Origin of the sequence: Phenylobacterium sp. RIFCSPHIGHO2_01_FULL_69_31, from assembly GCF_001824475.1 — a bacterium.
Lineage (GTDB): Bacteria > Pseudomonadota > Alphaproteobacteria > Caulobacterales > Caulobacteraceae > Phenylobacterium.
The window spans coordinates 225039-248885 of the sequence record NZ_MHXN01000009.1 but is presented as its reverse complement, the minus strand read 5'-3'; the positions used below and the strand labels follow the sequence as shown (position 1 = coordinate 248885).

The following is a 23847-nucleotide window of genomic DNA, read 5'->3' as shown; positions in this document are numbered from 1 at the left end:
CTTACTCAGCCGCGGTCAGCAGCGGGGTGGGCGACGAGACGAGCGGCAGCTCCGCGGAGGCGGTGCTGGGCATGCGGATCGTGCGCCACAGGTTGTAGGACATGATCACCGCGCCCATGAGGAACAGGAGCCCCCCGATGGTCCGGATGACGTTCTCGATGTGCTTGGCCGCGACCGTCTCGACGAAGGCGTTCGCGAGGTAGCCCTGCGGCGTGTATTCGCGCCACATCAGGCCCTCCATGATGCCGGAGACCCACATGGCGGCGATGTAGAGAAGGATGCCGGTGGTCGCGATCCAGAAGTGCCACTCGACCAGCTGGTTCGAGTACAGCCGCTCCTTCTTCCACAACCAGGGCACCAGGCAGTAGATCGCGCCGAAGGTGATGAAGCCGTTCCAGCCCAGGGCGCCCGAGTGCACGTGGCCGATGGTCCAGTCGGTATAGTGGCTGAGGGCGTTGACAGCGCGGATGGACATCAGCGGGCCTTCGAAGGTCGCCATGCCGTAGAAGGCGATGGCCACCACCATCATCCGCACGACCGGATCGGTGCGCAGCTTGTCCCACGCGCCGGACAGGGTCATCAGCCCGTTGATCATGCCGCCCCAGGACGGCATCCACAGCATGATCGAGAAGGTCATGCCCAGCGTCTGGGCCCACTGCGGGAGGGCCGTGTAGTGGAGGTGGTGCGGGCCCGCCCAGATGTAGATGAAGATCAGCGACCAGAAGTGGACGATGGACAGGCGGTACGAATAGACAGGCCGCTCCACCCGCTTCGGGACGAAGTAGTACATCATGGCCAGGAAGCCGGCGGTCAGGAAGAAGCCCACCGCGTTGTGGCCGTACCACCACTGGATCAGCGCATCCTGGACGCCGGCGGCCGCGGAGTAGCTCTTGGCTTCCAGCAGGCCCACGGGGATCGCCGCATTGTTGACGATGTGCAGGATCGCAATGGTGACGATGAAGGCCAGGTAGAACCAGTTGGCCACATAGATATGCGGCTCCTTGCGCTTCCAGATCGTGCCCAGGAAGACCAGCAGGTAGGCGACCCAGACGATCGTCAGCCACAGGTCCACGTACCACTCGGGCTCGGCGTACTCGCGGCTCTGGGTGATGCCGGCCAGGTAGCCGGTGGCCGCCAGGACGATGAACAGCTGGTAGCCCCAGAAGACGAACCACGGCCAGGCGCCGCCCGCCAGGCGCGCCCGGCAGGTCCGCTGGACGACGTAGAAGGACGTCGCGATCAGGGCGTTGCCGCCGAACGCGAAGATCACCGCCGAGGTGTGCAGCGGCCTCAACCGGCCGAAGTTCAGCCAGGGCGCGTCAGGGAAATAGAAAAGGTTGGGCCAGCTCAGCTGCGCCGCGGCTGCCACCCCTGCGCCCAGACCGGCGATGGCCCAGAACATGGTGGCGATGACCCCGGCGCGGACGACGCCGTCGGCGTATCGACTCTGGTCGCTCCGGAACCGGCCGGATCCCAGGCCCACCGTCATCGTCAGGAACGCGACGAGGAAGCCCACGAGCATCACATAGCCGTGGAACCTGAAGGACGGATCCTTCGTGAATGCTGTGGCCAACAGCGCCGCAAGAGCGGCTAGGCCGGTGAAGGTGTAGAGCGCGATCGCGTCGAAGGGCGCGTCGTCGCTTCGGGCTGCAGCCTGCGTCATGGATCCCACGGGTGCTTAGAGAGACGGCCTGCTTTGCCGCACTGCAAAATGGCTCACCTTGATCTAGCTCAATGACCGACTTGCGAGCCTGCGACACCCTGGCGCGGTAGACGGAGACCCTCAGGATGCGACGATTGGCCCTGCCTCTGCCCAGCGAAGATCAGGTGATGCGCCTAGGCGCCGCCCTGACCGGCATGGTGCTGTCGGCGAGCGCCGCGCTCGCCGCCGATTTGGCCCAAGAGCATATGCGCACCCTGGGCGTCATCTGTGGCGCCAGCCCCCATCCCCATTGCGGCTGGTGCTTCGGTGCGGTGGGCCTCGGCCTGGCGGGGCTCACCGCGTTCGTCGTGGCGCTTCGGCCCCGGATGCTTTCGAAGCTTAGGTTTGTTCCAGATCAAGGTCGCGCTTGATCCTCCCTGGCAAACCCCTCGCCAAGCGGCGCAATGCCGCTCAAGAAGGGGATAGAAGATGACTACCAAGTTCGGAGCCGCGGCGCTCGTCGCCGCGCTCGCGGTCGCCGGCGTCGCCCAGGCGCAGGACTTCAAGCCGAAGGCCAAGGGCGACATCGTCCTGAACGTCCGCGTCACCGACGTTGCGCCGACCGGCAGCGACCCGATCGTCACCCTGGCCGGCGCCGCCACCGGCCTGCGCGCCAAGGCCAGCTACGACGTCATGCCGACGGTGGGGCTGACCTACTTCCTGACCGACAACATCGCCGTGGAAGCCATCGCCGGCACCACGAACCACACCGTCCGCGCCAAGGGCCCGGGTGTCGATGTGAAGGTCAAGGAAACCTGGGTCCTGCCGCCCATCGTGACCCTGCAGTACCACTTCGCGCCGCAGGCCCGCGTCAGCCCCTATGTGGGCGCGGGCGTGAACTACATGCTGTTCTACAGCGGCTCGGACAAGAACGGCTTCAACCTCCACATCGACGACGGCTTCGGCGCGGCGCTGCAGGCAGGCGTCGACATCGCCATGCGCGACCAGTGGACCATCAACCTCGACGCCAAGAAGGTGTTCTTCGAGACCGACGCCGTGGATCGCACCAACGGAATCAAGACCAAGGTCACCCTGAACCCCTGGGTCCTCTCGGCGGGCGTAGGCTACCGCTTCTGACGCCGTTGATCCTGCGCAAGGCGGCGCGCTGAGCCCAGCCTATCGTGGTCCTCAAAAGGGAGGACCGACGATGAACCGGCTCAAAGGCAAGGTCGCCGTGATCACGGGTGGCGCGCTCGGCCTCGGGCGCGCCACCGCCTTGCGCATGGCGGAAGAAGGCGCGGCGGTCGCCATCACCGACGTGCTGACGAAGGAGGCCGGCGACTTCGCCGACGACCTGGCCGCCCGCGGATTCCAGGCCTGCAGTTGGCCGCTCGACGTCTCCAAGGAAGCGGACGTCCAGCGCGTCATGGACCAGGTGGCCCAGCGCTTCGGGCGCATCGACATCCTGGTGAACAACGCCGGCGTCGCCGGTGTCAGCAAACCGACCCACGAGGTCACTGAGGCGGAGTGGGACTTCGTCCAGGCGATCAACGTCAAGGGCGTGTTCTTCTGCACCAAGCACGCCATCCCGCACCTGCGGCGCGCGGGGGGCGGCAGCATCATCAATCTCAGCTCCATCTACGGCCTGGTCGGCGGACCCGACGTGCCGCCCTATCATGCCTCCAAGGGGGCGGTTCGGTTGATGAGCAAGACCGACGCCTTGATCTACGCCCCTGACCGGATCCGCGTGAACTCGATCCACCCGGGCTTCATCTGGACGCCCATGGTCGAGGGCTACCTGAAGGACGCCGGCGACGACCCGGCCGGCCGGGCCGGGCTGGATTCGCTTCATCCGCTCGGCCACATCGGCGAGCCGGACGACATCGCCTGGGGCTGCGTCTACCTGGCCTCCGACGAAGCCAAGTTCGTAACCGGCTCCGAGCTGGTGATCGACGGCGGCTACACGGCGCGCTGAGCCCGGCCTTGCCCGCCTTCAGCCTTCCGGCCCTGCTTCGCGCCCTGGTGGTCTGGGCCCTGATCCTGCTGGCCGAGAGCGGCCAGGGCGCGCTGCGCCGCCTGGTCGCCGACCCGGACCTGGAGTTCGCGATCCGCCAGCTGTCGGTCGTCACCGGGGCCGTGATCATCTTCGCCATCACCTGGGCGAGCCTGCGCTGGATGCGCATCCGGACGGCGGGCGGCGCCCTGGCGATCGGCGGCCTGTGGGTGGTCCTCACGCTCGCCTTCGAAATCGGTCTGGGCCGCATCCTGGGCTTGAGCTGGGACCGCATCCTGGCCGACTATGATCTCCTGCACGGCGGGCTGATGCCCCTCGGCCTGCTGGCGATGGCCCTGACCCCCTGGGCGGCGCGCCGACTCCAGGCCGGGCGGACGCGGCCGACGCCGGACACGGTCGCCCCCGGTCCCCGGAGTACGCCATGAAGCACGCCGTGATCCTCGCCCACCCGGCCCGCAAGAGCCTCAACGCCGAGATCGCCCGGACCTACGCCGAGGCGGTGGAGCGGCTGGGCCAGGAGGTGCTGGTGCGCGACCTCTACGCCATGCGCTTCGACCCGTGCCTGAAAGCCTCGGAGATCCCCGGACCGAAGGCGCCGAAATTCCGGGACGACGTGATGCGCGAGCGCGAGCGGCTGGCCGACGTCGATGTCTTCGCCTTCATCTATCCGATCTGGTTCAACGCGCCCCCGGCCATCCTGAAGGGCTATGTCGACCGCGTCTTCGGTATGGGCTTCGGCTTCGAACCCGGTTTCGGGGGAACCGAACCGCGCCTCGCCGGCCGCCGCCTGATCAGCTTCTCCACCTCCGGCGCACCCGACCACTGGGTGCGCGAGACCCACGCGCTGAGCGACCTCACACGCCTGTTCGACGCCCACCTGGGCGGGACCTGTGGGCTGAAGGTGGTGGACCACGCCCACTTCGGCGGCATGGTTTCGGGCATCACCCAGGAGGCGTTCGAGGCGGTGATCGCCAAGGTCCGCACCGCGGCCGCCGCCCATTTCCGCGCCCACCCGCCGCGCACGGCCTGAGCCCGACAGAAGCGCGCCCCAGCCGCGGAACGGCTGGGGCGTTCAGTTTGCCATCCGGGAAGCGGGGGCGCCGTCCGGACGGGATTCACCGGCGCGAACCTCAAGGCCTGCTTGCTTTGGGGGCGAGGGCAGGCCTCTGGTCCAGGACCAGTACGGATAGCTGATCACCGATAATCAGCGGCCGCTTTGCGCGAGGTCAAAGCCCACCCGCGATCAGACCGGAGCCCGGCGCGATGGGAGCACGGACGCTTGGCTGGGCGACGTCGCCGCCTTTGGCAGGGCGGCCGCCAGCTTGCGGTCCCAGCCGTAGATGTCCGGCCGGAAGCCGACGCGGCCGTCGGGCTCGACCCGCACGGTCCAGTGGACCACGTAGAGCGGCAGGCGGTGCGCCAGTCCGATCCGACGCGTGACGCCGGCGGCGATCCCTGCGTCCAGCGCCTCGGGGGACATTCCCGTGGGCGCCAGCAGGTTCAGCGCCAGCGCCCGGGGTTCCTGCAGCCGCATGCAGCCGTGGCTGAAGGCGCGGACCGGCTGGGCGAACAGGCCCTTGGCGGGCGTATCGTGCAGATAAACGCCGAAGCGGTTCGGCACGTCGAACTTGATCACCCCCAGCGAATTCTTCGGGCCGGGGCGCTGCTGCAGCCGCCCGTCGACCCACCGGATGCCCATGCTGGCCAGGTACCCCGGCCGCCGCGCTTCGGCCGGCAGGAGCTCGTTGCGGGCGATCGAGGTCGGCACGTTCCACGGCGGATTGAGGATCACCGCCTCGATCTGGGCCGAGAACATCGGCGTGGGGTGCTTGGGGCTGCCCACGATCACCCGCATCCGCTGGACCGCCGCCCCTCCAGAGTACAGCACGGCCTCCTGCCCGCCGGTGTCCACCTCCAGCCGGTCGCCCGGCGGCGCGTGGGGCATCCAGCGCCACCGCTCGAGGTTGGCGTCGATCTGGGCCAGCCGCTCGGCGGCGGTGACGTTCAGCGCGGCGCGCGTCGCCGGACCCAGGACGCCGTCGACCTCCAGGCCGTGCACGTCCTGGAACGCGCGCAGCGCCGCCTCCAGCTCCGTATCGAACAGCGCCAGATCGCCCGACCCCGCGCCGAACCCCTCGGCCGCCAGCCGCGCGCGCAGCGCCGTCACGCCGCCGTCCCGGTCGCCGAGGCGCAGGGTTGGCCCGCCGGGCACGCTGGGCCAGCCGCCGACGCCCACGGTCATGGCGTAGCGGCCCCGCGCGGCGACGAGGGCGCGGTAGGCCGGCGCGGGCGGGGCCAGCGCGGCGAGCCAGGCGTCCAGCCGCCCCGCCGCACGCGCTGCCGCCAGTTCCGCCGCCAGGTCGCGCACCGGCGGGGCCAGGGCCCAGTCGGAATCGACCCGCGAGGGGCGGACCCGCTGGCCCGCCTCCACCCGCGCATAGTCCAGCACCCGGCGCGACAGCGCCCGATCGTCGAGATCGAAGCGGTGGTCCCCTAGCCCCAGCGCCGCGCCGATGATCACGCGCTCTGCGGCGCTGAACGGCGGCGGGTCGGCAGCGGCCCGCGCCGCCGGCGCAACAGCCAGGGCCGCAAGCAGGGCGCACAGCAACCGTCGCCGGCTACCGGCGGCGTATTTCACGAGCGCCATCATGCCGCCGACATAGCCCCTTGGCATCCTGTGGTCCGTGATCCAGATCAACGGGGCCGCTTGCGACCGATCAAGGACGCAGGCCGTCGGAGGCGTCATGAGCCGCGCATGACCACCCGAAATTTCGAAGCTCTGTTCTCGCCGAAGCGCATTGCGCTGATCGGCGCCAGCGACCGCGCCGGCTCGGTGGGCGAGGTGCTGGCCGCCAACCTCCTGGGCGGCGGCTTCCGCGGCGAGCTGTTGTTCGTCAATCCGAAGGGCCGCCCGGTGCACGGCCACGCGGTCTTTCCCTCGGTCGCAGCCCTGCCCGAGACGCCCGACCTGGCCGTCATCGCCACGCCCGCGCCCACCGTCGCCGGCGTCATCGCCGAGCTGGGCGCCCGCGGTTGCCGGGCCGCGGTGGTGATCAGCGCCGGCTTCGAGGGCGACGATCCCGAGAGCGCCGCCCGGCGCCAGGCCATCCTCGACGCCGCACGGCCCCACCTGCTCCGGATCGTCGGCCCGAACTGCCTGGGCCTGCTGTCGCCGGTCCATGGGATCAACGCCAGCTTCGCCCGCACCACGCCCCCCGCAGGGGGTCTGGCCCTCGTCGCCCAGTCGGGCGCCGTCGCCGCGGCGGCGCTGGACTGGGCCCCGCCCCACGGCCTCGGGTTCAGCCACGTCGTCACCCTGGGCGATTCCCTCGACGTCGACGTGGGCGACCTGCTCGACTTCCTGGGCCGCGACCCGGAGACCCGCGCCATCCTGCTCTACGTCGAGAGCCTGCGCGATGCGCGCAAGTTCATGAGCGCGGCCCGCTACGCCGCCCGGGCCAAACCCGTAATTCTCTTGAAGGGCGGCCGCAGCCGCGCCGGCGCCAAGGCCGCCTTCTCGCACACGCGGGCCCTCGCGGGCGCCGACGACGTCTACGCCGCCGCCTTCCGCCGCGCGGGCGTGCTGCAGGTGGACGGCCTGGACGACCTCCTGGACGCCGCCCTGGTCTTCGCCGGCGGCCGCCCGCCCCCGGCCCGGGGCCTCACGATCCTGACCAACGGCGGCGGCGCCGGCGTGCTGGCGGTGGACGCGCTGGAGCGGACGGGGGCCAGGCTCGCCGGCCTGGACCCGGCGACCCAGGAAACCCTGCGGGGCCTCACGCCCGCGCACGGCGCCGTCGGCAATCCGGTGGACATCCTGGGCGACGCCGGCCCTGACCTCTACGGGCGCAGCCTCGGCGCCCTGCTGGCCGCGCCAGAAGTCGACGCCGTGCTGGTGATCAACTGCCCCACGGCCGTGGCCGACAGCGGCGAGGCCGCCGACGCCGTCATCGCCGCCCGGACCGCCGCCCGGGGCCGCAAGCCGGTGCTGGCCGCCTGGCTCGGCGAGCCCAGCGTCGCCCTGGGCCGCGCCCACCTGACCGCCGCCGGCGTTCCGACCTACCCCACCGCCGAGGCCGCCGTCCGCGCCTTCGCCACCTGGGACCGTGCGCACGCGCTGCATGCCCTGCTGCTGGAAGCGCCCGACGGCGCCGACGAGCCGCCGGACGTGGCCGGCGCCCGGAAGGTCGTCGAACGCGCCCTGGCCGAAGGACGGGCCGCGCTCGACCCGCTCGAGGTCCAGGCCGTGCTCCAGGCGTATGGGATTGCGACCGCGGCGGCGCGCCTTGCGCGTACGCCCGCAGAAGCCGGCGAGGCGGCCGCCGCTATCGGCCCCGACGACCCGGTGGCGCTGAAGATCCAGTCGCCGGACATCAGCCACAAGTCCGACGTGGGCGGCGTCGTGCTCGGCCTGCGCGGGGTCCCGGCGGTGGAGCAGGCCGCCCAGGCGATGCTGGACCGGCTGGCCGCGGCGCACCCCGATGCGCGCCTTGAGGGCTTCCTCGTCCAACCCATGATCTCGCGGCCCAAGGCCCAGGAGGTGCTGGCCGGACTGGTCCGCGATCCCACCTTCGGCCCGGTGGTGGTCGTCGGCCATGGGGGCGTCTCGGTGGAGGTGGTGGCCGACCGCGCGCTCGGCCTGCCGCCCCTGAACGCCGCCCTCGCCCGGGACATGATCGGCCAGACCCGGGTTTCGCGCCTGCTGGCCGGCTACCGCGACCGGCCCGCGGCCGACCTGGACGCCCTGGCGGCGGTTCTCGTGGCCCTGGGCCGCCTCTCCACCGACCTTCCGGAGATCGCCGAGCTCGATCTCAACCCCGTGCTCTGCGATGCGCAGGGCGCCCTGGCGCTGGACGCCCGCATCGCGGTGCGCCGTCCCGACGCCACCACGGCCCGGCCGGCGATCCTCCCCTACCCCGAGCACCTGGCCCGCGACATCGTGGCCGACGGCGAGCCCCTGCGCCTGCGCCCGATCCGGCCCTCCGACGTCTCCCGCCTGATCGAGATGGTCGACCGCTGCACGCCCGAAGATATCCACCTGCGCTTCTGCAGCGGCATGGGCCACCTGAACGAGGAACTGGCCACCCGCCTCTGCCAGATCGACTACGACCGGCACATGGCCTTCGTGGCGGAGACGGCGGCCGGCGACCTTCTGGGCGTGGGACGCCTCGTGGAGGACCCGGAGGGCGAGACGGCAGAGTTCGCGCTGATGGTGCGCAGCGATCGCCAGCATCATGGCCTGGGCGGGATCCTGCTGCAGGCCGTGCTCGACTACGCCGCGATCCGGGGGCTGCGCGAAGTCTGGGGCGACATCGCGCGGGAGAACAGCCGGATGCTGGACCTGGCCCGGGCGCTGGGCTTTTCGACCGCGCCCAGCGTCGGCGACTTCGCCCGCGTCTGGGCCACCAAGGCCATCCCCGCTGGCCAAGCCGACGCCGTGCCCGCCTAGGGCCGTTGATCGAGGTCAAGGCGGCGGTGGCCCGGAGGCGCACGGTCGGCCCGAAACGGGAGACCGGCCATGACCGTCCAGTTCGCGACGACCTCGACGACCCCCACCGCCTTTGACTCCGCGGCGCGCGATGCGCTGGGGCTCTGGTCGCAGGCCTGGGGCGTCGACGGCTACGCCTTCACCCGCGAGGCCATGGGCGCCTGGGCGTGCGCCACCACGGCCTGGATGAACTACCTCGGCCGGCTCGCGACCAGCACCACGCCCCTGGCCGCCTTCGACGCCGGCTCGGCGCTGATGACCGACTGCCTGGAGATCTGCAGCCAGGCGGCCAGCGATCGCCTGAAGGACGCCGGGCTCGCGACCCCTCTCCTCAACGATGCGTGACCCCATGACCAACGCCGCCCCTCTTCCCGAGTCCTCCGCCCTGGCCCTGCCCGCGCTGGCCGGCTTGGCCACCGCCTCCTCCAGCCCGCTGCGCGACGTCCAGATCGAGTGCGACCCGGAGCTGCGACTGCCGGCATCGGAAATCACGCCCATCGTGACGATCACCGGCGAGGCCATCGCCTATGCCCTGCAGCACGCCTTTCCCGAGGGCCGCCACGGCCACATCTGGGTCAAGCTCGCCGAGAAGGAAGGGCGGCGGATTCTGACGGTCCGCGACGACGGCATCGGCATGCCCGACGACCTGCCCGAGGAGCCCTCCAACGGCTTCGGCGCGATCCAGGCCCTGGCGCGGCAGCTCGGCGGCTACGCCCGGATCGGCAGCGCGCCCTTCGGCGGCGGCCTCGTCAGCGTCATCTATCCCCGCACCCACTGACCCGCGTCACGGGATCAGCACCGCCGCGCCCGTGAACGCGCCGCGACGCAGGTCGTCCAGGGCCGCGTTCGCCTCCGCCAGGGGATAGCGGCGGACGTGGGGGCGGACCACGGCCGCGGCGGCCAGCGGCAGGTACTCCCGCGCGTCCTGCCGCGTCAGGTTGGCCACCGAGACCAGCCGTCGCTCCTCCCAGAGCCGGGCATAGGGAAAGCTCGGGATGTCGCTCATGTGGATGCCCCCGCAGACCACCGTGCCGCCCTTGCGAACGGCGGCGAGCGCCAGCGGGACCAGGTCGCCGACCGGCGCGAAGATGATCGCCGCGTCCAGCGGCTCGGGCGGCGCATCCTCCGACCCGCCCGCCCAGACGCAGCCGAGCCCGCGGGCCAGCGACTGCGCCGCCTCATCGCCGGTCCGCGTGAAGGCATGGACGGCCTGGCCGTCGTAAGTGGCGAGTTGCGCGAGCAGATGCGCCGCGGCCCCGAAGCCATAGAGCCCCAGCCGCCGCACCGGCCAGTCCGCGCACGCCAGGCGCCAGGCGCGGTAGCCGATCAGGCCCGCGCACAGCAGCGGGGCGGCCGCCTCGTCGGAAAGGCCCGGGGGCAAGGGGAAGCAATAGTCCGCCCGCGCGATCACGCTGGACGCATAGCCGCCGTCGCGGGTCCAGCCGGTGAACTCGGGCGAGTCGCAGAGGTTCTCGCGGCCCTCCCGGCAATAGCGGCAGGTCCCACACGTCCCGCCCAGCCAGGGCACGCCGCGCCGCTCGCCAAGCGCCACGCCTTCGACACCGGGACCGACGGCGTCGACCACGCCCACGATCTCGTGCCCCGGCACGACCGAGGAGCGGCGCGGCGGGAGATCGCCGTCCACCACGTGCAGGTCCGTGCGGCAGACGCCGCAGGCGCGGACGCGCAGCCGCAGCTCGCCCGGTCCGGGCTCGGCCGGCTCGCACGCCTCCGCCACGAGGCGCGTTCGCGGCTGCCGCAGGACCATGCGCATGGCCTCATCCTTCCTAAAGGGTCAGCGCCATGAAGATGGTGCCGGGCGGCGTCGGGGCGTAGTAGGCGGCGATCCGCGCGAAGCCCATTCGCTCGTACAGCGCGATCGCCGACGCCATGCCCGGCAAGGTGTCCAGGCGCAGCTCCGAATAGCCGATCGCCCTGGCCTGCCCGACGGCCGCCTGCGCCAGCGCCCGGCCCAGCCCCAGGCCCCGGGCGGCCGGCGAAAGGTACAGTCGCTTCATCTCGCAGCAGCCGGCCGGCGCGAGCGGCCTTAGGCCTACGCATCCGAGCGGCGCGCCCCCGGCGTCGCGCGCCAGCAGCAGCGCCCCGGCCGGCGGCGCATACTTTCCCGGCAGGGCGGCGAGTTCGGACCGGAAGTCCTGGTAGCCGAGGTCCACGGGCAGGGCGGTGGCGTAGGCTTCGAACAGCGCCGCCACCGCGCCGAGGTCGTCGGACGAGGTGGCGGGACGGATGACGAACGCCTCGGGCATGGACGGACATGAGCAGGCGCCGGGCCGTCCGGCAACGGTGCGACGTACGGTCGGGCTTCCGACATTTTTGGCGCCCGAGCCAGGAACAATCGGGCGGCGCCCCGGTTGACGGGGCGGGCCAGCAGACCGCGGCGATGCGTCCGGGTGCGGCCCGTCTCACCTGAAAAAGGGCTGTACATGACAACGCGTACCCAACTTCTTGCGCTGACGGCGGCTGCCGTCTCCCTGGCGGCGGCGGGCGGAGCGGCGGCTGCAACCTACGTCGAACCCTGGACCACCTCGCCAACCGGCGGCATCTCGGTGGCGTTCGGGGACAATGGCCTGGGCATCGACGGCGCAGAGAGCATCGCCGGCCAGACCAGCTCGACCCACGTCTACGACGCCGGGACCGGCGCCTTCACCGACACGTTCGCCTTCGAACTTCCGACCGGCGTGGTCGGCTTCACGCTGAGCTCGATCGGCTTTCTGGAGAACAGCGCGCTGACGGTGACCTCGTTCACCTTCAATGGGGTGGTCATTCCGGTCAGCAACCTGCCGGTTGGCGAGGGCGGCAATATCGTGCTCGGCGCGAGCGGACCGCTGACCGTGAACCTGGGCGGGCCCCAGGTGCTGACCATCTCAGGCTTCGGCGGCAGCGAAGCGGTGTTCGGTAGCACCGCCACCTTCAGCGCCGCCCTGGTTCCGGAGCCGGGCGCCTGGGCCCTGATGATCATGGGTTTTGGCGGCACGGGCGCCGTCCTTCGCAAGCGCCGCAATCTGCTGGCCGCCGCCGTCTGACGACGAGGCTACGGCATGCGGGGGCCCTGGCGGCGACGCCGGGGCCCCTCCCGCTTGGAGCACCGGAAAAAATTATGGCCGCGGGAGGAAACCTTCTCGCCTCAGTTGAAGTTTTCTCGTTGACGGTGAGACATCCAGCCCCCCGTCACAGCCCCAAAGCCCCCGATCCTCACAGCCCCGGATCGGGGGCATCCCCTTTTTGGGGCCTCTCAGGCCTCGACCTGGGCCAGAGCCTCCAGATCCTGGAAGAAGTAGCTGACCGGCACGCCGAGGCATCGGGACAGCCGGTACAGCATCGGCGCCGAGATCGTGCTCTGCCCGCGTTCGTACTTGTGGATCTGCTGCAGGCTGACCCCGCAGCGTTCGGCGACGTCGGCCAGCGAGAGGTCCAGGTCGCGGCGCCGTTCGGCGAGCCTGCGGCCGATCTGCAGGGTGATGTCGTCGTTCGTCACGATGTACTGTCCAGGATCGGTGTTCCTGGCGACAGGCGTGCAAACCTCGCGCCAGGGCCGGGCAGATAGCCGCCCGGTCCTGACCGCAGGATGAACGGCGTTACATCCGCTCCGGCGTGGCGATGCCCAGGAGGTCCAGGGCCAGTTCCAGCTGCCGCAGGGTGGCGCTGGCCAGGGTCAGGCGCGAGGCCTTCACTGCCGGCGCCGACAGCATGATCGGACAGGCCGCATAGAATTTCGAGAACGCCTGGCTCAGCCGATAGGCGTGCTCGGCCAGGGCGTTGGGCGCCTTCTTGTCGTAGGCCTCGGCCAGGGCCGCGTCGAACGCGTCCAGCGTCAGCACCAGGTCGCGCTCGGCCGGCTCGGCCACGGTGACCGGACCGGCTTGCGCGCCCTCGTCGGCGGCCCGGCGCAGCAGGCTCTTCACGCGCACCGCCTGGTACAGCAGGTACGGCCCGGTCTTGCCCTCGAAGCTGGTGAAGCGGTCCAGGTCGAAGACGTAGGACGTGCCGCGGAAGTTCTGCAGGTCGGCGAACTTGAGCGCCGCCACGGCCACCTTGCCGGCGATCTCTTCGAACTCTTCCGTGGGCAGGTTTTCGCCCAGCCCCGCCTCGTGCAGGCGCTCGCGCGCCTTCGTCCGGGTCATCTCGATCAGGTCGTTCAGCTTCAGGACACCGCCCTCGCGGGTCTTGAAGGGCTTGCCGTCGGTCCCGTTCATGGTGCCGAAGCCGATGTGCTCCAGCTGGCCCTCGGTCGCGTAGCCGGCCAGGTAGGCCGCGCGGAACACGATCTCGAAGTGGTCGGCCTGGCGCTGGTCGACGCAGTAGATGACCAGGTCCGGCCCGAACTGGCGCTTGCGGTCCAGGATGGTGGCGAGATCCGTGGTCCCGTACATCGCCGAGCCCTCGGACGAGACGACCAACAGGGGCGGCAGTTCGCGCTTGTCGCCATCTTTCGCCACGCGGATGATCCGCGCGCCCTGGTCGTCGACCAGCAGGCCTTTGGCGTCCAGCTCGGCGACCATGTCCTCGATCAGCGGATCGGCGTCGCTCTCGCCCTTCCACCAGTCGAAGTCCACGCCCAGGGCATGGAAGTCCCGCTCGAGCGCCACCTGCGTCACCGCCCGGAACTGGCGCCACAGCACGTAGCAGCCGGGCTTGTGGCCCTGCAGGTCGGCGGTCAGCTTGCGGGCGCGATCACGATAGGCCGGATCTTCCTTCCCCTTCGCAGCGGCCAGGGGATAGAGCCGGTCGAGATCGGCCAGCGTGATCTTCTCGAAGGCGGCCGGGATCGGCGCGTCCTTGTCGTCCAGCGTCTCCACCAGGGCGGCGATATCCGGATGCTCGTCCATGACGGCCCCGATCAGCAGGCCCATCTGGTAGCCCCAGTCGCCGAAGTGAGCGTCGCCCACCACCGTATCGCCGCGGAAGCGATAGAGGCGCTTGATGCTCTCGCCGATGATCGAGGCGCGCAGGTGCCCCACGTGCATCGGCTTGGCGACGTTCGGGCCGCCATAGTCGACGATCACCTTGCGGGCGTGCGCCACCGTTTCGGCGCCCGCGCGCGGGTCGCTGGCGATGGCCTCGGCGCGCGCCGACAAGGCGGCATCCGCAACCTTCAGGTTGATGAAACCCGGTCCGGCGATCTCGACCGAGCTGAGCCGGGGATCGCCCGCCAGCTTCTCCACCACCGCTGTGGCGATCTCGCGCGGATTCTTGCCCAGCCGCTTGGCCGCGGCCAGCGCGCCGTTCGACTGGAAGTCGGCGAGGTCGGGCCGGTCCGAGGGCGTGACGCGGCCGAGTTCGGCAGGCGCGCCAATGGCGGCGAAGGCGGCCTCGACCGCCTCGCCCAAGGCCGATTTCAGGTCGCTCATGGGTTCGGAGTGTTGCTCGCCTGGCCGACGTTCAGGCGGAAGCGCTTGCCGTCGCGGTTGAAGGCCGCCATCTGCGGCGTGACCTCGAAGCCGATCAGCACCTCGAAGTTCGAACCGGAGGTCGAGATCGACGCCCGCGGGATGGTGATGTTGTTGATGTTCTCGGTGACGTAGAGCCGGTCCTCGCCCTCGGGGAAGGTCACCGGCAGGTCGAACGTCTCCTTGGCCAGGACGCTGCGGTTACGGTCGGTCACCGCCACCCAGTAGCGATAGGTCTTCTGGCGACCGTCGGCCTGCGGGCCCTTGCCCACCTCGAACAGCACCTCCATCCGCAGCTGGATCGGCTCTTCATCCTTGTACTGGCAGCCGGCCGAAATGCCCTGGATCTCGCCGGACCAGGCGACGTTGGCCGACGCCTCGCGGCCTTCCTTGAACTCGACGTAGCGGGCCGCATCGTACAGCGACTTCACGAACGGGCACGGGCCGGCGTTGCGCAGGGCCTGCAGCGGCGCCTGGTTGTCGCCCCACTCCTCACGCTGCCTGCGCTTCTTGGCCGCCTCTTCCTGCTGCTTGCGCTGTTCGGCCTCAGGGTCGCGGCGTCCCTGCGCGTACGACATGGCCGGGACGGCGGTGAAGGCCGCCACGACGGCGGCGGCAAGGAGCATCTGGCGGCGCATGGAAAAGCGTCTCGAAAATCGGCCCGCGAGGAGTTCGCGGGGTCAAGCCGCTAAGTACAGCCTGAGGACTATGGCTGCAACGCGGCCTAGCGATTGCGGCGCTGCGGCACTAGGTTCCGGCCCATGTCGACCCGCCCGCCCCTCACCGTCCTGCTCGCCAGTCCTCGCGGCTTCTGCGCCGGGGTGGACCGCGCGATCCAGATCGTCGAGCGGGCGATCGAGAAGTACGGCGCGCCGGTCTATGTCCGCCACGAGATCGTCCACAACCGTCACGTGGTCGATCGGCTGAAGGCGCTGGGCGCGATCTTCGTGGAGGAACTGGACGAGTGTCCGGCCGACCGGCCGGTGGTGTTCTCGGCCCACGGGGTGCCGAAATCTGTCCCGGCCGACGCAAAGGCGCGGAAGATGCTCTACCTCGACGCCACCTGCCCGCTGGTCTCCAAGGTCCACGTCGAGGCCGGCCGCCATTTCGACGCCGGCCGCGAGATCGTGCTGATCGGCCATGCCGGCCATCCCGAGGTCGTCGGCACCATGGGCCAGCTTCCCGAGGGCGCCGTGGCCCTGATCGAGACGGTGGAGGATGCTCGGGCGTTCCAGCCGCGGGACCCGGCCAACGTCGCCTTCGTCACCCAGACCACCCTGTCGGTGGACGACACCGCCGAGATCGTCGCCGCGCTGCGGGCCCGCTTCCCGCAGATCGCTGCGCCCCACAAGGAAGACATCTGCTACGCCACCACCAACCGCCAGGAGGCGGTGAAGGCCATCGCCGCGCGGTCCCAGGTGCTGCTGGTGCTGGGCAGCGCCAACTCGTCCAACTCGGTGCGCCTGGCCGAGGTGGGACGCCGCTCGGGCGCCGAGGCCTATCTGATCGATGACGCCTCGGCCCTGGACCTGTCCTGGATCGACGGCGCCCGCACGGTCGGCGTCACCGCCGGGGCCTCCGCGCCCGAGGTGCTGGTCCAGGGCGTCATCGACCGCCTGGCCGACAGCTTCGACGTCACCGTGGAAGAGATCGACACGGCCCGCGAGACCGTCACCTTCAAACTGCCCCGCGCGGTGGCTTAGGGCGCCCGGCCGATCCGGAGCGTTCGGCTTTGCAGCCACGCGGCCAGAGCCGCGATGTCCGTCTTGCCCGTCGCGACCGACAGCATGATTTCGGTCGCGTCGTCGGCATTCGCTGTCAGGACGATCCCGTTGTCTTCCAGGAACTGGCCGAGGGCGATGAACGCCATTCGCTTGTTGCCATCGACGAAAGGGTGGTTCGAGGCGATCCCGACAGCGTAGGTCGCGGCCAGTTCAAGCAGGTCGTCGACACCTTCGTAAGCGCGCCGGTTGATGGGGCGCGCCAGCGCCGACTCAAGCAAGCCCTTGTCCCGCAGTCCGGCCGCGCCGCCAGACGCTACGACCACGTCATCGTACAGGGCAAGCATCAGCGGCTTGTCCAGCCAGACGGGTTCCGCGGTCATCGGACTATTTCGCGAGAGCCTGGAAGGTCTTGTCGTAGCGCTTGAGAAAGGCCCGTCCGCGTGCTCGCCGGGCCTCGAAGCTCATATCCAGCGTCCCGATCGTGAGCTGGCCGTCTTCCGAAACCTGAAAGCCGACACTCTGCCCATCAGCGGCGCCCAGGAGATCCTGAGCTTCCGGATTGAGAACAATGGCGAGGCCTTCGTCGGTTTGTTTGACTTTCAGAACGATCATCTGCGGCTCCAGGCGCACAACCGTATCATGACCCGCTCCGGTCGTCTCCGTCCGCCCTACCCCTCGAACCGCTCGAACGTGCGGTTGTAGCGGCGAAGGAAGGCGCGGCCGCGGGCGTGGGGATCGTCGATCCAGCCTTCCCGCCCCATGGCCTGCAGGCCGCCATCGCTAGCGGGCGTGAGCTGCAGCGTGTCGCCCACATTGAGGTGGAGGGCCTTGAGCACCTCTTCCGTGAGGACGACCGCCACCTGGTCGCCAATCCGCTCGACCTTCAGCTCGATCATGTATTCCTCCCGTGAGGGTCCCCGTCTTGTACCACAATCGCGCGGTTCCGCGGAAAGCGCCGCAACGTCCTTGACCGACCGCCCGCCGTCGCCCATCGGGGGGCCCATGGCGGTCTACACCGACATCACCGACGACGAACTGGCCGCCCTCCTGGCCGACTTCGACCTGGGCGCCCCGCTGGCGTTCAAGGGCATCGCCGAAGGCGTGGAGAACTCCAACTTCCTGCTGGAGACCGAGGCCGGGCGCTACATCCTCACGGTCTACGAGAAGCGGGTGAACGAGGCCGACCTGCCGTTCTTCCTGGAGCTGATGCGCTGGCTGGCCAGGCACGGCTATCCGTCGGCCGAGCCGAAGGCGGACCGCCGCGGCGACCTGATCAAGACCGTTCGCGGCAAGCCCTGCGCCATCGTGGAGTTCCTGAACGGCCTTTCGGTCCGCCGCCCGACCGCCGCGCACTGCCGCGAGGCGGGCGCTGGCCTCGCCGGCCTGCACCTGGCGCAGGCGGGCTTCCCCGGCCAACGCGCGAACGACCTGGGCCAGGCCGCTTGGTCGCCGCTGTTCGCAGGCCTGCACGCAGCGGCCGAGGCGCTGAAGCCCGGCCTGTCCAAGGTGATCGCCCAGGATCTGGAGATGCTGGCCCGGCGCTGGCCCACGGGCCTGCCGACCGGCGTGATCCACGCGGACTACTTCCCGGACAACGTGTTCTTCGCCGGGCCGAAGTTCGCCGGGACGATCGACTTCTATTTCGCCTGCGTCGACGCCTTCGCCTACGACGTCGCCATCGCCCTGAACGCCTGGTGCTTCGAGCCGGACGGCAGCTTCAACATCACCTCGGCGCGCCAGTTCCTGGCCGGATACGAGAGCCTGCGGCCGCTGTCCGACGCCGAGCGCGCCGCCCTGCCGGTGCTGGCGCACGGCGCGGCCATGCGCTTCTTCCTGACCCGCCTGCACGACTGGGGCGCGACGCCCGCTGGCGCCCTGGTCCGGCCCAAGGACCCGCTGGAGTACGAGCGCAAGCTGGCCGTCCACCGGTCCTCGCCCGACCTCGTCCTGTTCGGGGCGCCGGCCGCACAGTGACCCCGGGCGTGGTGATCTACACGGACGGCGCATGCTCGGGGAATCCGGGGCCCGGCGGCTGGGGCGCGATCCTGATGCACGGATCGACGACCAAGGAGCTGTCGGGGGGTGAGCTGGCCACCACCAACAACCGCATGGAGCTGATGGGCGCCATCGCCGCGCTCGAAGCCCTCAAGAAGCCCTGCCAGGTCGAGCTGCACACCGACAGCCAGTACGTGATGAAGGGCATTTCGGAGTGGATCCACGGCTGGAAGCGCCGGGGCTGGCGGACCGCCGACAACAAGCCCGTCAAGAACGACGACCTCTGGCGCCGCCTCGACGAAGCCCGCGCCCGCCACGATGTGAAGTGGCGCTGGGTCAAGGGCCACGCCGGCCACGAGCACAACGAACGCGCCGACGAACTGGCGCGCCAGGGCCTGCGCGAGACGGTCGAGGCGGCCGCCTCGCAATAAGGCCGCGTCAGGCCGGGAACCGCGCCGCGCCGGGCTCCGGCGGCAAGGCGAGCGCGCCGACCACGTAGGACACCGTCCGGTAGAAGCCGCAGAGCAGGATCGCCTCCAGCACCTGCGCCTCGTCGTAGTGCGCACGCAGGGCCGCGAATTCCGCCTCGCTCAGCGCCGCCCGGTCATGCAGCGCCTCGGCGGCGGCCAGCAGCGCACGTTCCGCCGGGCTCCAGCAGGCCGCCGCCGAGCCTTCGCCCACCGTGGCCGCGACCTCCTCCGGCGTCAGCCGCGCGGCCGCGGCGAAGGCCGAGACGTGGACGCCCCACTCGTACTCGTTGCCCGCCAGGGCGCAGGTGCGGTCGATGACCAGTTCGCGTTCGCGTAGTCCCAATGGCCCCCGGTCCAGCAGCGAGCCGGCGCGGAACTTCCGCCAGGCCCGCTCCGACGTGGCCAGGGTGCGGAACAGCAACAGCGGCGGCGCACCCTGCATGATGGCGTCGAAGTTGGCCTGGATGTCCGCCGGGTACGGCGGCTCCAGCGGTGCGATCCTTGGCATGGCTTCCGCTCCTTGCTACGACTTCGATAGCATGAACGCTACATTTTCCGTAGCGCCGGTCAAGGCATGACGGATCGGCGTGTCCGCGGCTCCCGCACCGGGCGGCCGATCATGGTGCTGCTCGACCTGCTCGGGCGGCGATGGGCCTTGCGCGTGCTCTGGGAGCTGCGCGGCGGGCCGCTGACCTCCCGCGCTCTCCGGAGCGCCTGCGACGAGGCCTCGCCCACCGTGTTGCAGGGCCGGCTGGCCGAGCTGCGCGAGGCGGGGCTGGTCGATCATTCGACGGGCCAAGGCTACGGTCTGACCGCGCGCGGACGGGAGCTCCTGGACGCCTTCGCGCCCCTCTACGACTTCGCGGAGCGATGGGCTGGGGATAAGCCCGCCAGCTCAACCACGCCGGGTTGAGACGACTCAAAAAAACAGCCGGTATGGCGTAGTCGCGTCCGAAAAGTTCTGCTTTTGTTCGCACCAAGGAGTCTCGATCATGGCGGACGGAAACAGACAGTTTGCGCGGGAGTGGAGCTTCGGCGAGGCCCGCCTGGGTTGGGCCACGGCCGCGCGGTCCAGCCTGTGGGCGCGCTGCGCCTGCGGGCGCGAGGCGGCGGTCGATCCCAAGCCTTGGCTCGCGCAAGGCCTCAGCCGCCAGACCCTGCACGACCTGGAGCACCGGCTGCGCTGCGCCTGCGGCGCCCGGCGCGCGCAATTGGAGATTCGGGGCCTGGCCGAGGCGCCCGGCGGCGGCGCGGGCGGCATCCACGTCTTCCGCTGACCTAGAGCCTTTCTGGTTCAGATGGGATCATCTGAACCAGACAAAAAGGCTCTAAATCAAAGGTTTAGAGCGCGTCGGGCGGGTTAACCGGCTTCCACTTAACCCTGACGCGCTCTAGCGCGGAGCCCGCTGCTTTTCCCGAACATTTCAGGGATGTCGCCCGGGTCGGCATCATGGGCGCGGTCGCCCGTGAGACATTCCTCCGCCTCAGGGAAGAGGAGAATGCCCCCGATGACACGCCGACTGATCCTGGGCCTCGCCCCGGCAGCCCTCGCGCTGGCCAGCTTCGCCCATGCCCAGCCTGCGCCCCCCGGCCTGCGGGATGAGCCGCCGACGGCCGAGCTGAAGGCGCGCCACGAGGCCATGCAGAAGCAGCACATCGAGGACCTGAAGACGGTGCTCCGCCTGCGGCCGGACCAGGAGCCCGCCCTGGCGGCCTTCGTCGAGGCCCACAGGCCGAAGATCCACGAACGCAGGGGCCCCGCCGAGCCCAGGCCGCTCACCACGCCCCAGCGCCTGGAAGAGATGTCTCAGCACGAGGCCGAGATGCGCGCGCACCTGGACGGCATGCGCCAGGCCCTGGCCAAGTTCTATGCCGCCCTGTCGCCCGATCAGCAGAAGGTGTTCGACGCGCTCCAGCGCCTCAAGGGGCCGCGGGGCGGTCCGGGCCAGCACATGATGATGGGAATGCCCGGCGGACCCGGCGACGGCCCTCACATGATGATCCGCCGCCGTGGCGGCCCGGACGGTCCCTTGCCGCCCCTCTAGGCGCCGCCCCGATCAGCCCTTGCGGCGAATTGTGGCGAAGTCGCTATGACGGCGCCACAGTTCGCGGCGAGAGGACCCTTCATGATGGCCCAACCTTCGGTCCTGCCGGCCCGCCACATCCTGGTTGTCGAGGACGACACCCAGCTGCGCGAGCAGGTGAGCGCCTATCTCGCCGATCACGGATTCCATGTGCATGCCGCGGCGGACGCCCGGGCGATGGACCGCGCCCTGGCCCAGGCCCCGGTGGACCTCGTGGTCCTCGACCTGATGCTCCCCGGCGAGGACGGCCTGTCGATCTGCCGGCGCCTGTCGGCCGAGGGCGGCCCGGCGATCATCATGGTCAGCGCCATGGGCGAAGAGATCGACCGGGTTCTCGGTCTGGAGCTGGGCGCCGACGACTATCTGCCCAAGCCCGTCAGCCCCCGGGAACTGCTGGCCCGCGTCCGCGCCGTGTTCCGGCGTCTGGAGGAGGTGCGCGGCGGCGCGCCCCGCAAGGGCAAGGCCTATCAGTTCCAAGGCTTCGTGGTGGACGCCCTGCGCCGCCAGCTTCGGGCGCCCAACGGCGCCACGATCCTGCTCACCTCGGGCGAGTTCTCGCTGCTGTCGGCCTTCCTGGATCACCCCCAGCGGATCCTGTCGCGCGACCAGCTCCTCGACATCGCCCGCGGCAACGACGCCGACGTGTTCGATCGCGCGGTCGACGTCCAGATCAGCCGCCTGCGGCGCAAGCTGCACGCCTGCAGCGAGACCGAGATCATCAAGACCGTGCGCGGCGCCGGCTACATGTTCGACGTGGCGGTCACCCGGCCATGAAGCTTCCGGCGCCGCCGCGCGCCTCGATCGGACTGCAGCTCGTCGCCCTGATCGTCGCCTGCCTGTTCGCGACGCATCTGCTGGTGTTTTTCGCCATAGCCCTGCTGCCGCCGCCGCAGCCGCCGCTCTACCGCCTGACCGAGATCGCTGGCGCGCTGCAGGGCGGCCCGCTGACGGCCCGCTTCGGGCGGCCCATGCTGCGGAACGTGGCCGATGCGCCGCCCCCGCCGCCCGCGGCCCGCCGCCACGCCGCCGTACATGGCGAAGCCGCCCTCGCCGCCGCCCTCGGCCGGCCGGTCCAAGATGTGCGGTTCGTTCCGCGACCGCTCGCGCTGTTCGAGCGGCTGCTTCACCCCCGGATGCGGCGGATGGTGTTCGAGGACCGCCGCACGCCGGACGGCGCGCCGCCCGGCCCGCCGCCACAGGGCGCGGGCCTCGATGGGCCGCCGGGCCCGCCGCCGCAGTTCCGCTTCCGCGGCCCGCGCGAGATGGTGCTGGGCGACTTCACCGCCGCCGTGCGGCGCGCGGACGGCCGCTGGGTGGTGGTGCGGTCCAGTCCCGAGCCCTTCCCCACCGACTGGCAGAAGCGCATCTTCCTGCTGCTGGCCACGGGATTTGCCGTCGTGGCCCCGGCGGGCTTCCTCTTCGCGCGCCGCATCACCGCGCCCTTGAAGCGCTTTTCGGAGGCCGCCGAGCGCCTGGGCCGCGATCCCCACGCGCCTCAAATGGCGCTTTCCGGCCCAGCCGAGATCGGCGCCGCAGCCGAGGCCTTCAACGCCATGCAGGGCCGGCTCAAGCGCTACGTCGATGACCGCACTGCCATGGTCGGCGCCATCAGTCACGACCTGCGCACCCCGCTGGCCCGTATCCGGTTCAAGTTGGAACGCGCCCCGCCCGCGCTCAAACAGACGGTCCTCTCCGACGTCGCCCAGATGGAGCAAATGATCCAGGGCGTGCTCACCTTCATCCGCAACGAGAGCACCCCACGCCATCGCGAACGACTGGACCTGCTGTCGCTCGTCGAGTGCGTCGCCGACGACGCGGCCATGGTCGGCGGCGACGTGGAGATCTCCGGGTCGGCGACGGTGACTGTGGACGGCGACGCCGTCGCCCTCCAGCGCCTGTTCGTGAACCTCGTAGACAATGCGGTGAAGTACGGCGGCCAGGCGCGGATCCGCGTCGGCCGCGAAGACGACCATGCGGTCGTGGAGATCGACGACGCCGGCGAAGGACTTTCCCACGACGACCTCGAGCGCGTGTTCCAGCCGTTCTACCGCGCCGATGTCTCGCGCAACCTGGACGCCGGCGGCATCGGCCTCGGCCTGCCCATCGCCCGCTCGACGGCCCGCGCCCACGGCGGCGACGTCGAGCTGGTGGCGAGGCCGGAAGGGCTGCGCGCGCGGGTCACCTTGCCCTTGGCCTAACCACGAGCGGCCAAGCCGCCGCCGGGCCGCGCCATGGCCACCCGCTCCGCTGCGCCCTGCAGGTAGGCTGCGTCGAACTCGCCCGCCGCCACAAGGCCTGCCCAATCCCGCACGATCAGCTCGCGCGAGCGCAGCTCGATGAGGCCGTTGGCCCGGAGCGCCTGCAGCACCCGGTTGGTATGCACGCCCGACAGCCCCGCCGCATCGGCCAGGTGGTTCTGCGTGATCGGGAACCGGCAACGGTTGTTCTGCACCAGGTCCGCCCGCTGCATCCGCGCATAGACCTCGCACAACAGGTGGGCGACGCGGGCGTAGGCCGTCCGCCGTCCCATGCCGAACATCCACTCGCGCTGGATCGCCGCTTCGAGGAGGCTGAGACGCCAGAAGGCCTGCCCCAGCCGGGGACGCAGCGCGATCAGGTCCGCCAGCCGTCCGCGCGCGATCGGCGCCACGCGGCACATCGCCAGGGTCGAGACGCTGTAGTCCACCGGCATCCCCGCGAGCTGCAGGTCCAGGATGTCGCCGGGGACATGGAAGAAGACGATCTGGCGCCGCCCATCGGGCAGCGTCTTGTGCCGGAACGCCTGGCCCTCCATCAGCACGTGGCAGTCGGGTGCGGCCTCGCCGTCCGTCACCAGCTCCGTATCGGAGGGCAGGGTCTTCATCGGGCCCACCAGGGCCTCCACCGCGGCGCGTTCCTCCTGCGCCAGCGGCCCATGACCTTCCAGGTTTGCGATCAGTCTCCCCGCCATTCCGGTTTGCAGACCATGCGCCGCGGGGTCTGCGAATTAACTGGGTTAAGGTCGCTCACAATTGCAGCGTGC

At 70.5% G+C, this 23847-nt stretch carries 29 protein-coding genes; 17 read left to right on the top strand and 12 right to left on the bottom strand.

The genetic code is table 11. The features are described 5' to 3' along the window. Position 1 precedes the first annotated feature (1 nt). Positions 2 to 1489 carry a cytochrome-c oxidase, cbb3-type subunit I gene (gene ccoN, locus A2790_RS07270; protein WP_293389310.1) on the bottom strand — a complete coding sequence of 496 codons (1488 nt, stop codon included), beginning with the start codon at positions 1487 to 1489 and terminating at the stop codon, positions 2 to 4. A 308-nt stretch (positions 1490 to 1797) separates the two neighbouring features. Here ccoN and A2790_RS07265 point away from each other — a divergent pair, with 308 nt between their 5' ends. The 5 genes from A2790_RS07265 to A2790_RS07245 all read left to right on the top strand — a co-directional run bounded on the left by A2790_RS07265 (position 1798) and on the right by A2790_RS07245 (position 4686). Beyond that, positions 1798 to 2073 carry a hypothetical protein gene (locus tag A2790_RS07265; protein ID WP_293389288.1) on the top strand — a complete coding sequence of 92 codons (276 nt, stop codon included), beginning with the start codon at positions 1798 to 1800 and terminating at the stop codon, positions 2071 to 2073. A 58-nt stretch (positions 2074 to 2131) separates the two neighbouring features. Further along, a complete protein-coding gene (locus tag A2790_RS07260) occupies positions 2132 to 2779 on the top strand; it encodes an OmpW family outer membrane protein (RefSeq protein WP_293389286.1) in 648 nt (215 codons plus the stop codon). A gap of 70 nt (positions 2780 to 2849) precedes the next feature. Continuing rightward, entirely contained in the window at positions 2850 to 3617 is a 768-nt protein-coding gene (locus A2790_RS07255) for a glucose 1-dehydrogenase (protein ID WP_293389284.1), read from the top strand. 8 nt (positions 3618 to 3625) lie between these two features. After that, positions 3626 to 4081 (top strand): hypothetical protein, encoded by a 456-nt coding sequence (locus A2790_RS07250; RefSeq protein ID WP_293389282.1) that lies wholly within the window; start codon positions 3626 to 3628, stop codon positions 4079 to 4081. Then, positions 4078 to 4686 carry an NAD(P)H-dependent oxidoreductase gene (locus A2790_RS07245; RefSeq protein ID WP_293389280.1) on the top strand — a complete coding sequence of 203 codons (609 nt, stop codon included), beginning with the start codon at positions 4078 to 4080 and terminating at the stop codon, positions 4684 to 4686. Before A2790_RS07250 ends, A2790_RS07245 begins: the two co-directional genes overlap by 4 nt. Positions 4687 to 4899: 213 nt before the next feature. On the opposite strand, the gene A2790_RS07240 is transcribed toward A2790_RS07245, so the two are convergent. Further along, positions 4900 to 6330: a L,D-transpeptidase family protein gene (locus tag A2790_RS07240; protein WP_293389278.1), complete on the bottom strand. Its 1431-nt coding sequence runs from the start codon at positions 6328 to 6330 to the stop codon at positions 4900 to 4902. A gap of 81 nt (positions 6331 to 6411) precedes the next feature. On the opposite strand from A2790_RS07240, the gene A2790_RS07235 reads away from it, so the two are divergent. From A2790_RS07235 to A2790_RS07225, 3 genes are all read left to right on the top strand, one after another. Further along, a complete protein-coding gene (locus A2790_RS07235; RefSeq protein ID WP_293389276.1) occupies positions 6412 to 9105 on the top strand; it encodes a GNAT family N-acetyltransferase in 2694 nt (897 codons plus the stop codon). A 69-nt stretch (positions 9106 to 9174) separates the two neighbouring features. Further along, positions 9175 to 9489, top strand: coding sequence for a hypothetical protein (locus A2790_RS07230; RefSeq protein WP_293389274.1), 315 nt, complete (start codon positions 9175 to 9177; stop codon positions 9487 to 9489). Between the two features lie 4 nt (positions 9490 to 9493). Then, positions 9494 to 9922: an ATP-binding protein gene (locus A2790_RS07225; protein ID WP_293389272.1), complete on the top strand. Its 429-nt coding sequence runs from the start codon at positions 9494 to 9496 to the stop codon at positions 9920 to 9922. Between the two features lie 6 nt (positions 9923 to 9928). Here the strand turns inward: A2790_RS07225 and A2790_RS07220 are convergent, their stop codons facing one another. Continuing rightward, complete coding sequence (locus tag A2790_RS07220; protein WP_293389270.1) at positions 9929 to 10918, bottom strand: zinc-dependent alcohol dehydrogenase family protein; 990 nt, start codon at positions 10916 to 10918, stop codon at positions 9929 to 9931. 13 nt (positions 10919 to 10931) lie between these two features. Beyond that, a complete protein-coding gene (locus A2790_RS07215) occupies positions 10932 to 11411 on the bottom strand; it encodes a GNAT family N-acetyltransferase (RefSeq protein WP_293389268.1) in 480 nt (159 codons plus the stop codon). Positions 11412 to 11588: 177 nt separating this feature from the next. On the opposite strand from A2790_RS07215, the gene A2790_RS07210 reads away from it, so the two are divergent. Next, a complete protein-coding gene (locus tag A2790_RS07210) occupies positions 11589 to 12188 on the top strand; it encodes an FxDxF family PEP-CTERM protein (RefSeq protein ID WP_293389266.1) in 600 nt (199 codons plus the stop codon). Between the two features lie 209 nt (positions 12189 to 12397). Here the strand turns inward: A2790_RS07210 and A2790_RS07205 are convergent, their stop codons facing one another. The 3 genes from A2790_RS07205 to A2790_RS07195 all read right to left on the bottom strand — a co-directional run bounded on the left by A2790_RS07205 (position 12398) and on the right by A2790_RS07195 (position 15190). Then, the gene (locus A2790_RS07205; protein WP_293389264.1) at positions 12398 to 12640 is read right to left on the bottom strand and encodes a helix-turn-helix transcriptional regulator; all 243 of its coding nucleotides are present in this window, start codon (positions 12638 to 12640) and stop codon (positions 12398 to 12400) included. Positions 12641 to 12740: 100 nt separating this feature from the next. Further along, the gene (argS, locus tag A2790_RS07200; protein ID WP_293389262.1) at positions 12741 to 14513 is read right to left on the bottom strand and encodes an arginine--tRNA ligase; all 1773 of its coding nucleotides are present in this window, start codon (positions 14511 to 14513) and stop codon (positions 12741 to 12743) included. Beyond that, a complete protein-coding gene (locus tag A2790_RS07195) occupies positions 14510 to 15190 on the bottom strand; it encodes a Tat pathway signal sequence domain protein (protein ID WP_293389260.1) in 681 nt (226 codons plus the stop codon). Before A2790_RS07195 ends, argS begins: the two co-directional genes overlap by 4 nt. Before the next feature lie 123 nt (positions 15191 to 15313). Here A2790_RS07195 and ispH point away from each other — a divergent pair, with 123 nt between their 5' ends. Then, positions 15314 to 16255, top strand: a complete 942-nt coding sequence (gene ispH / locus A2790_RS07190; protein ID WP_293389258.1) for a 4-hydroxy-3-methylbut-2-enyl diphosphate reductase — start codon at positions 15314 to 15316, stop codon at positions 16253 to 16255. On the opposite strand, the gene A2790_RS07185 is transcribed toward ispH, so the two are convergent. Genes A2790_RS07185 through A2790_RS07175 form a run of 3 tightly spaced genes read right to left on the bottom strand, consistent with a single transcriptional unit; the run spans position 16252 to position 17172 of the window. Further along, the gene (locus tag A2790_RS07185) at positions 16252 to 16656 is read right to left on the bottom strand and encodes a type II toxin-antitoxin system death-on-curing family toxin (RefSeq protein ID WP_293389256.1); all 405 of its coding nucleotides are present in this window, start codon (positions 16654 to 16656) and stop codon (positions 16252 to 16254) included. The two genes, ispH and A2790_RS07185, sit on opposite strands and share 4 nt — an antisense overlap. 4 nt (positions 16657 to 16660) lie before the next feature. Next, positions 16661 to 16888 carry a hypothetical protein gene (locus A2790_RS07180; protein ID WP_293389254.1) on the bottom strand — a complete coding sequence of 76 codons (228 nt, stop codon included), beginning with the start codon at positions 16886 to 16888 and terminating at the stop codon, positions 16661 to 16663. Between the two features lie 56 nt (positions 16889 to 16944). Beyond that, positions 16945 to 17172 (bottom strand): hypothetical protein, encoded by a 228-nt coding sequence (locus A2790_RS07175; RefSeq protein WP_293389252.1) that lies wholly within the window; start codon positions 17170 to 17172, stop codon positions 16945 to 16947. Positions 17173 to 17278: 106 nt separating this feature from the next. On the opposite strand from A2790_RS07175, the gene thrB reads away from it, so the two are divergent. Both thrB and rnhA read left to right on the top strand, forming a co-directional pair. Further along, positions 17279 to 18250: a homoserine kinase gene (gene thrB / locus A2790_RS07170; protein WP_293389250.1), complete on the top strand. Its 972-nt coding sequence runs from the start codon at positions 17279 to 17281 to the stop codon at positions 18248 to 18250. Beyond that, positions 18247 to 18702 (top strand): ribonuclease HI, encoded by a 456-nt coding sequence (rnhA, locus tag A2790_RS07165; protein ID WP_068876137.1) that lies wholly within the window; start codon positions 18247 to 18249, stop codon positions 18700 to 18702. Before thrB ends, rnhA begins: the two co-directional genes overlap by 4 nt. A gap of 7 nt (positions 18703 to 18709) precedes the next feature. Here rnhA and A2790_RS07160 read toward each other — a convergent pair whose 3' ends face one another. Next, positions 18710 to 19249, bottom strand: a complete 540-nt coding sequence (locus A2790_RS07160; protein ID WP_293389247.1) for a carboxymuconolactone decarboxylase family protein — start codon at positions 19247 to 19249, stop codon at positions 18710 to 18712. 66 nt (positions 19250 to 19315) lie between these two features. Between A2790_RS07160 and A2790_RS07155 the strand changes: the two genes are divergently transcribed. From A2790_RS07155 to A2790_RS07135, 5 genes are all read left to right on the top strand, one after another. Then, complete coding sequence (locus A2790_RS07155; protein ID WP_293389244.1) at positions 19316 to 19654, top strand: helix-turn-helix domain-containing protein; 339 nt, start codon at positions 19316 to 19318, stop codon at positions 19652 to 19654. 79 nt (positions 19655 to 19733) lie between these two features. Beyond that, entirely contained in the window at positions 19734 to 20018 is a 285-nt protein-coding gene (locus tag A2790_RS07150) for a hypothetical protein (RefSeq protein WP_293389242.1), read from the top strand. Positions 20019 to 20249: 231 nt separating this feature from the next. Continuing rightward, positions 20250 to 20786 (top strand): Spy/CpxP family protein refolding chaperone, encoded by a 537-nt coding sequence (locus A2790_RS07145; protein WP_293389240.1) that lies wholly within the window; start codon positions 20250 to 20252, stop codon positions 20784 to 20786. Between the two features lie 81 nt (positions 20787 to 20867). Beyond that, complete coding sequence (locus A2790_RS07140; RefSeq protein WP_293389238.1) at positions 20868 to 21599, top strand: response regulator; 732 nt, start codon at positions 20868 to 20870, stop codon at positions 21597 to 21599. Further along, entirely contained in the window at positions 21596 to 23023 is a 1428-nt protein-coding gene (locus A2790_RS07135; RefSeq protein ID WP_293389236.1) for an ATP-binding protein, read from the top strand. The genes A2790_RS07140 and A2790_RS07135 overlap by 4 nt, the downstream gene beginning before the upstream one ends. Here A2790_RS07135 and A2790_RS07130 read toward each other — a convergent pair. After that, a complete protein-coding gene (locus A2790_RS07130; protein ID WP_293389234.1) occupies positions 23020 to 23775 on the bottom strand; it encodes a Crp/Fnr family transcriptional regulator in 756 nt (251 codons plus the stop codon). The genes A2790_RS07135 and A2790_RS07130 overlap by 4 nt on opposite strands. Positions 23776 to 23847: the final 72 nt, after the last annotated feature.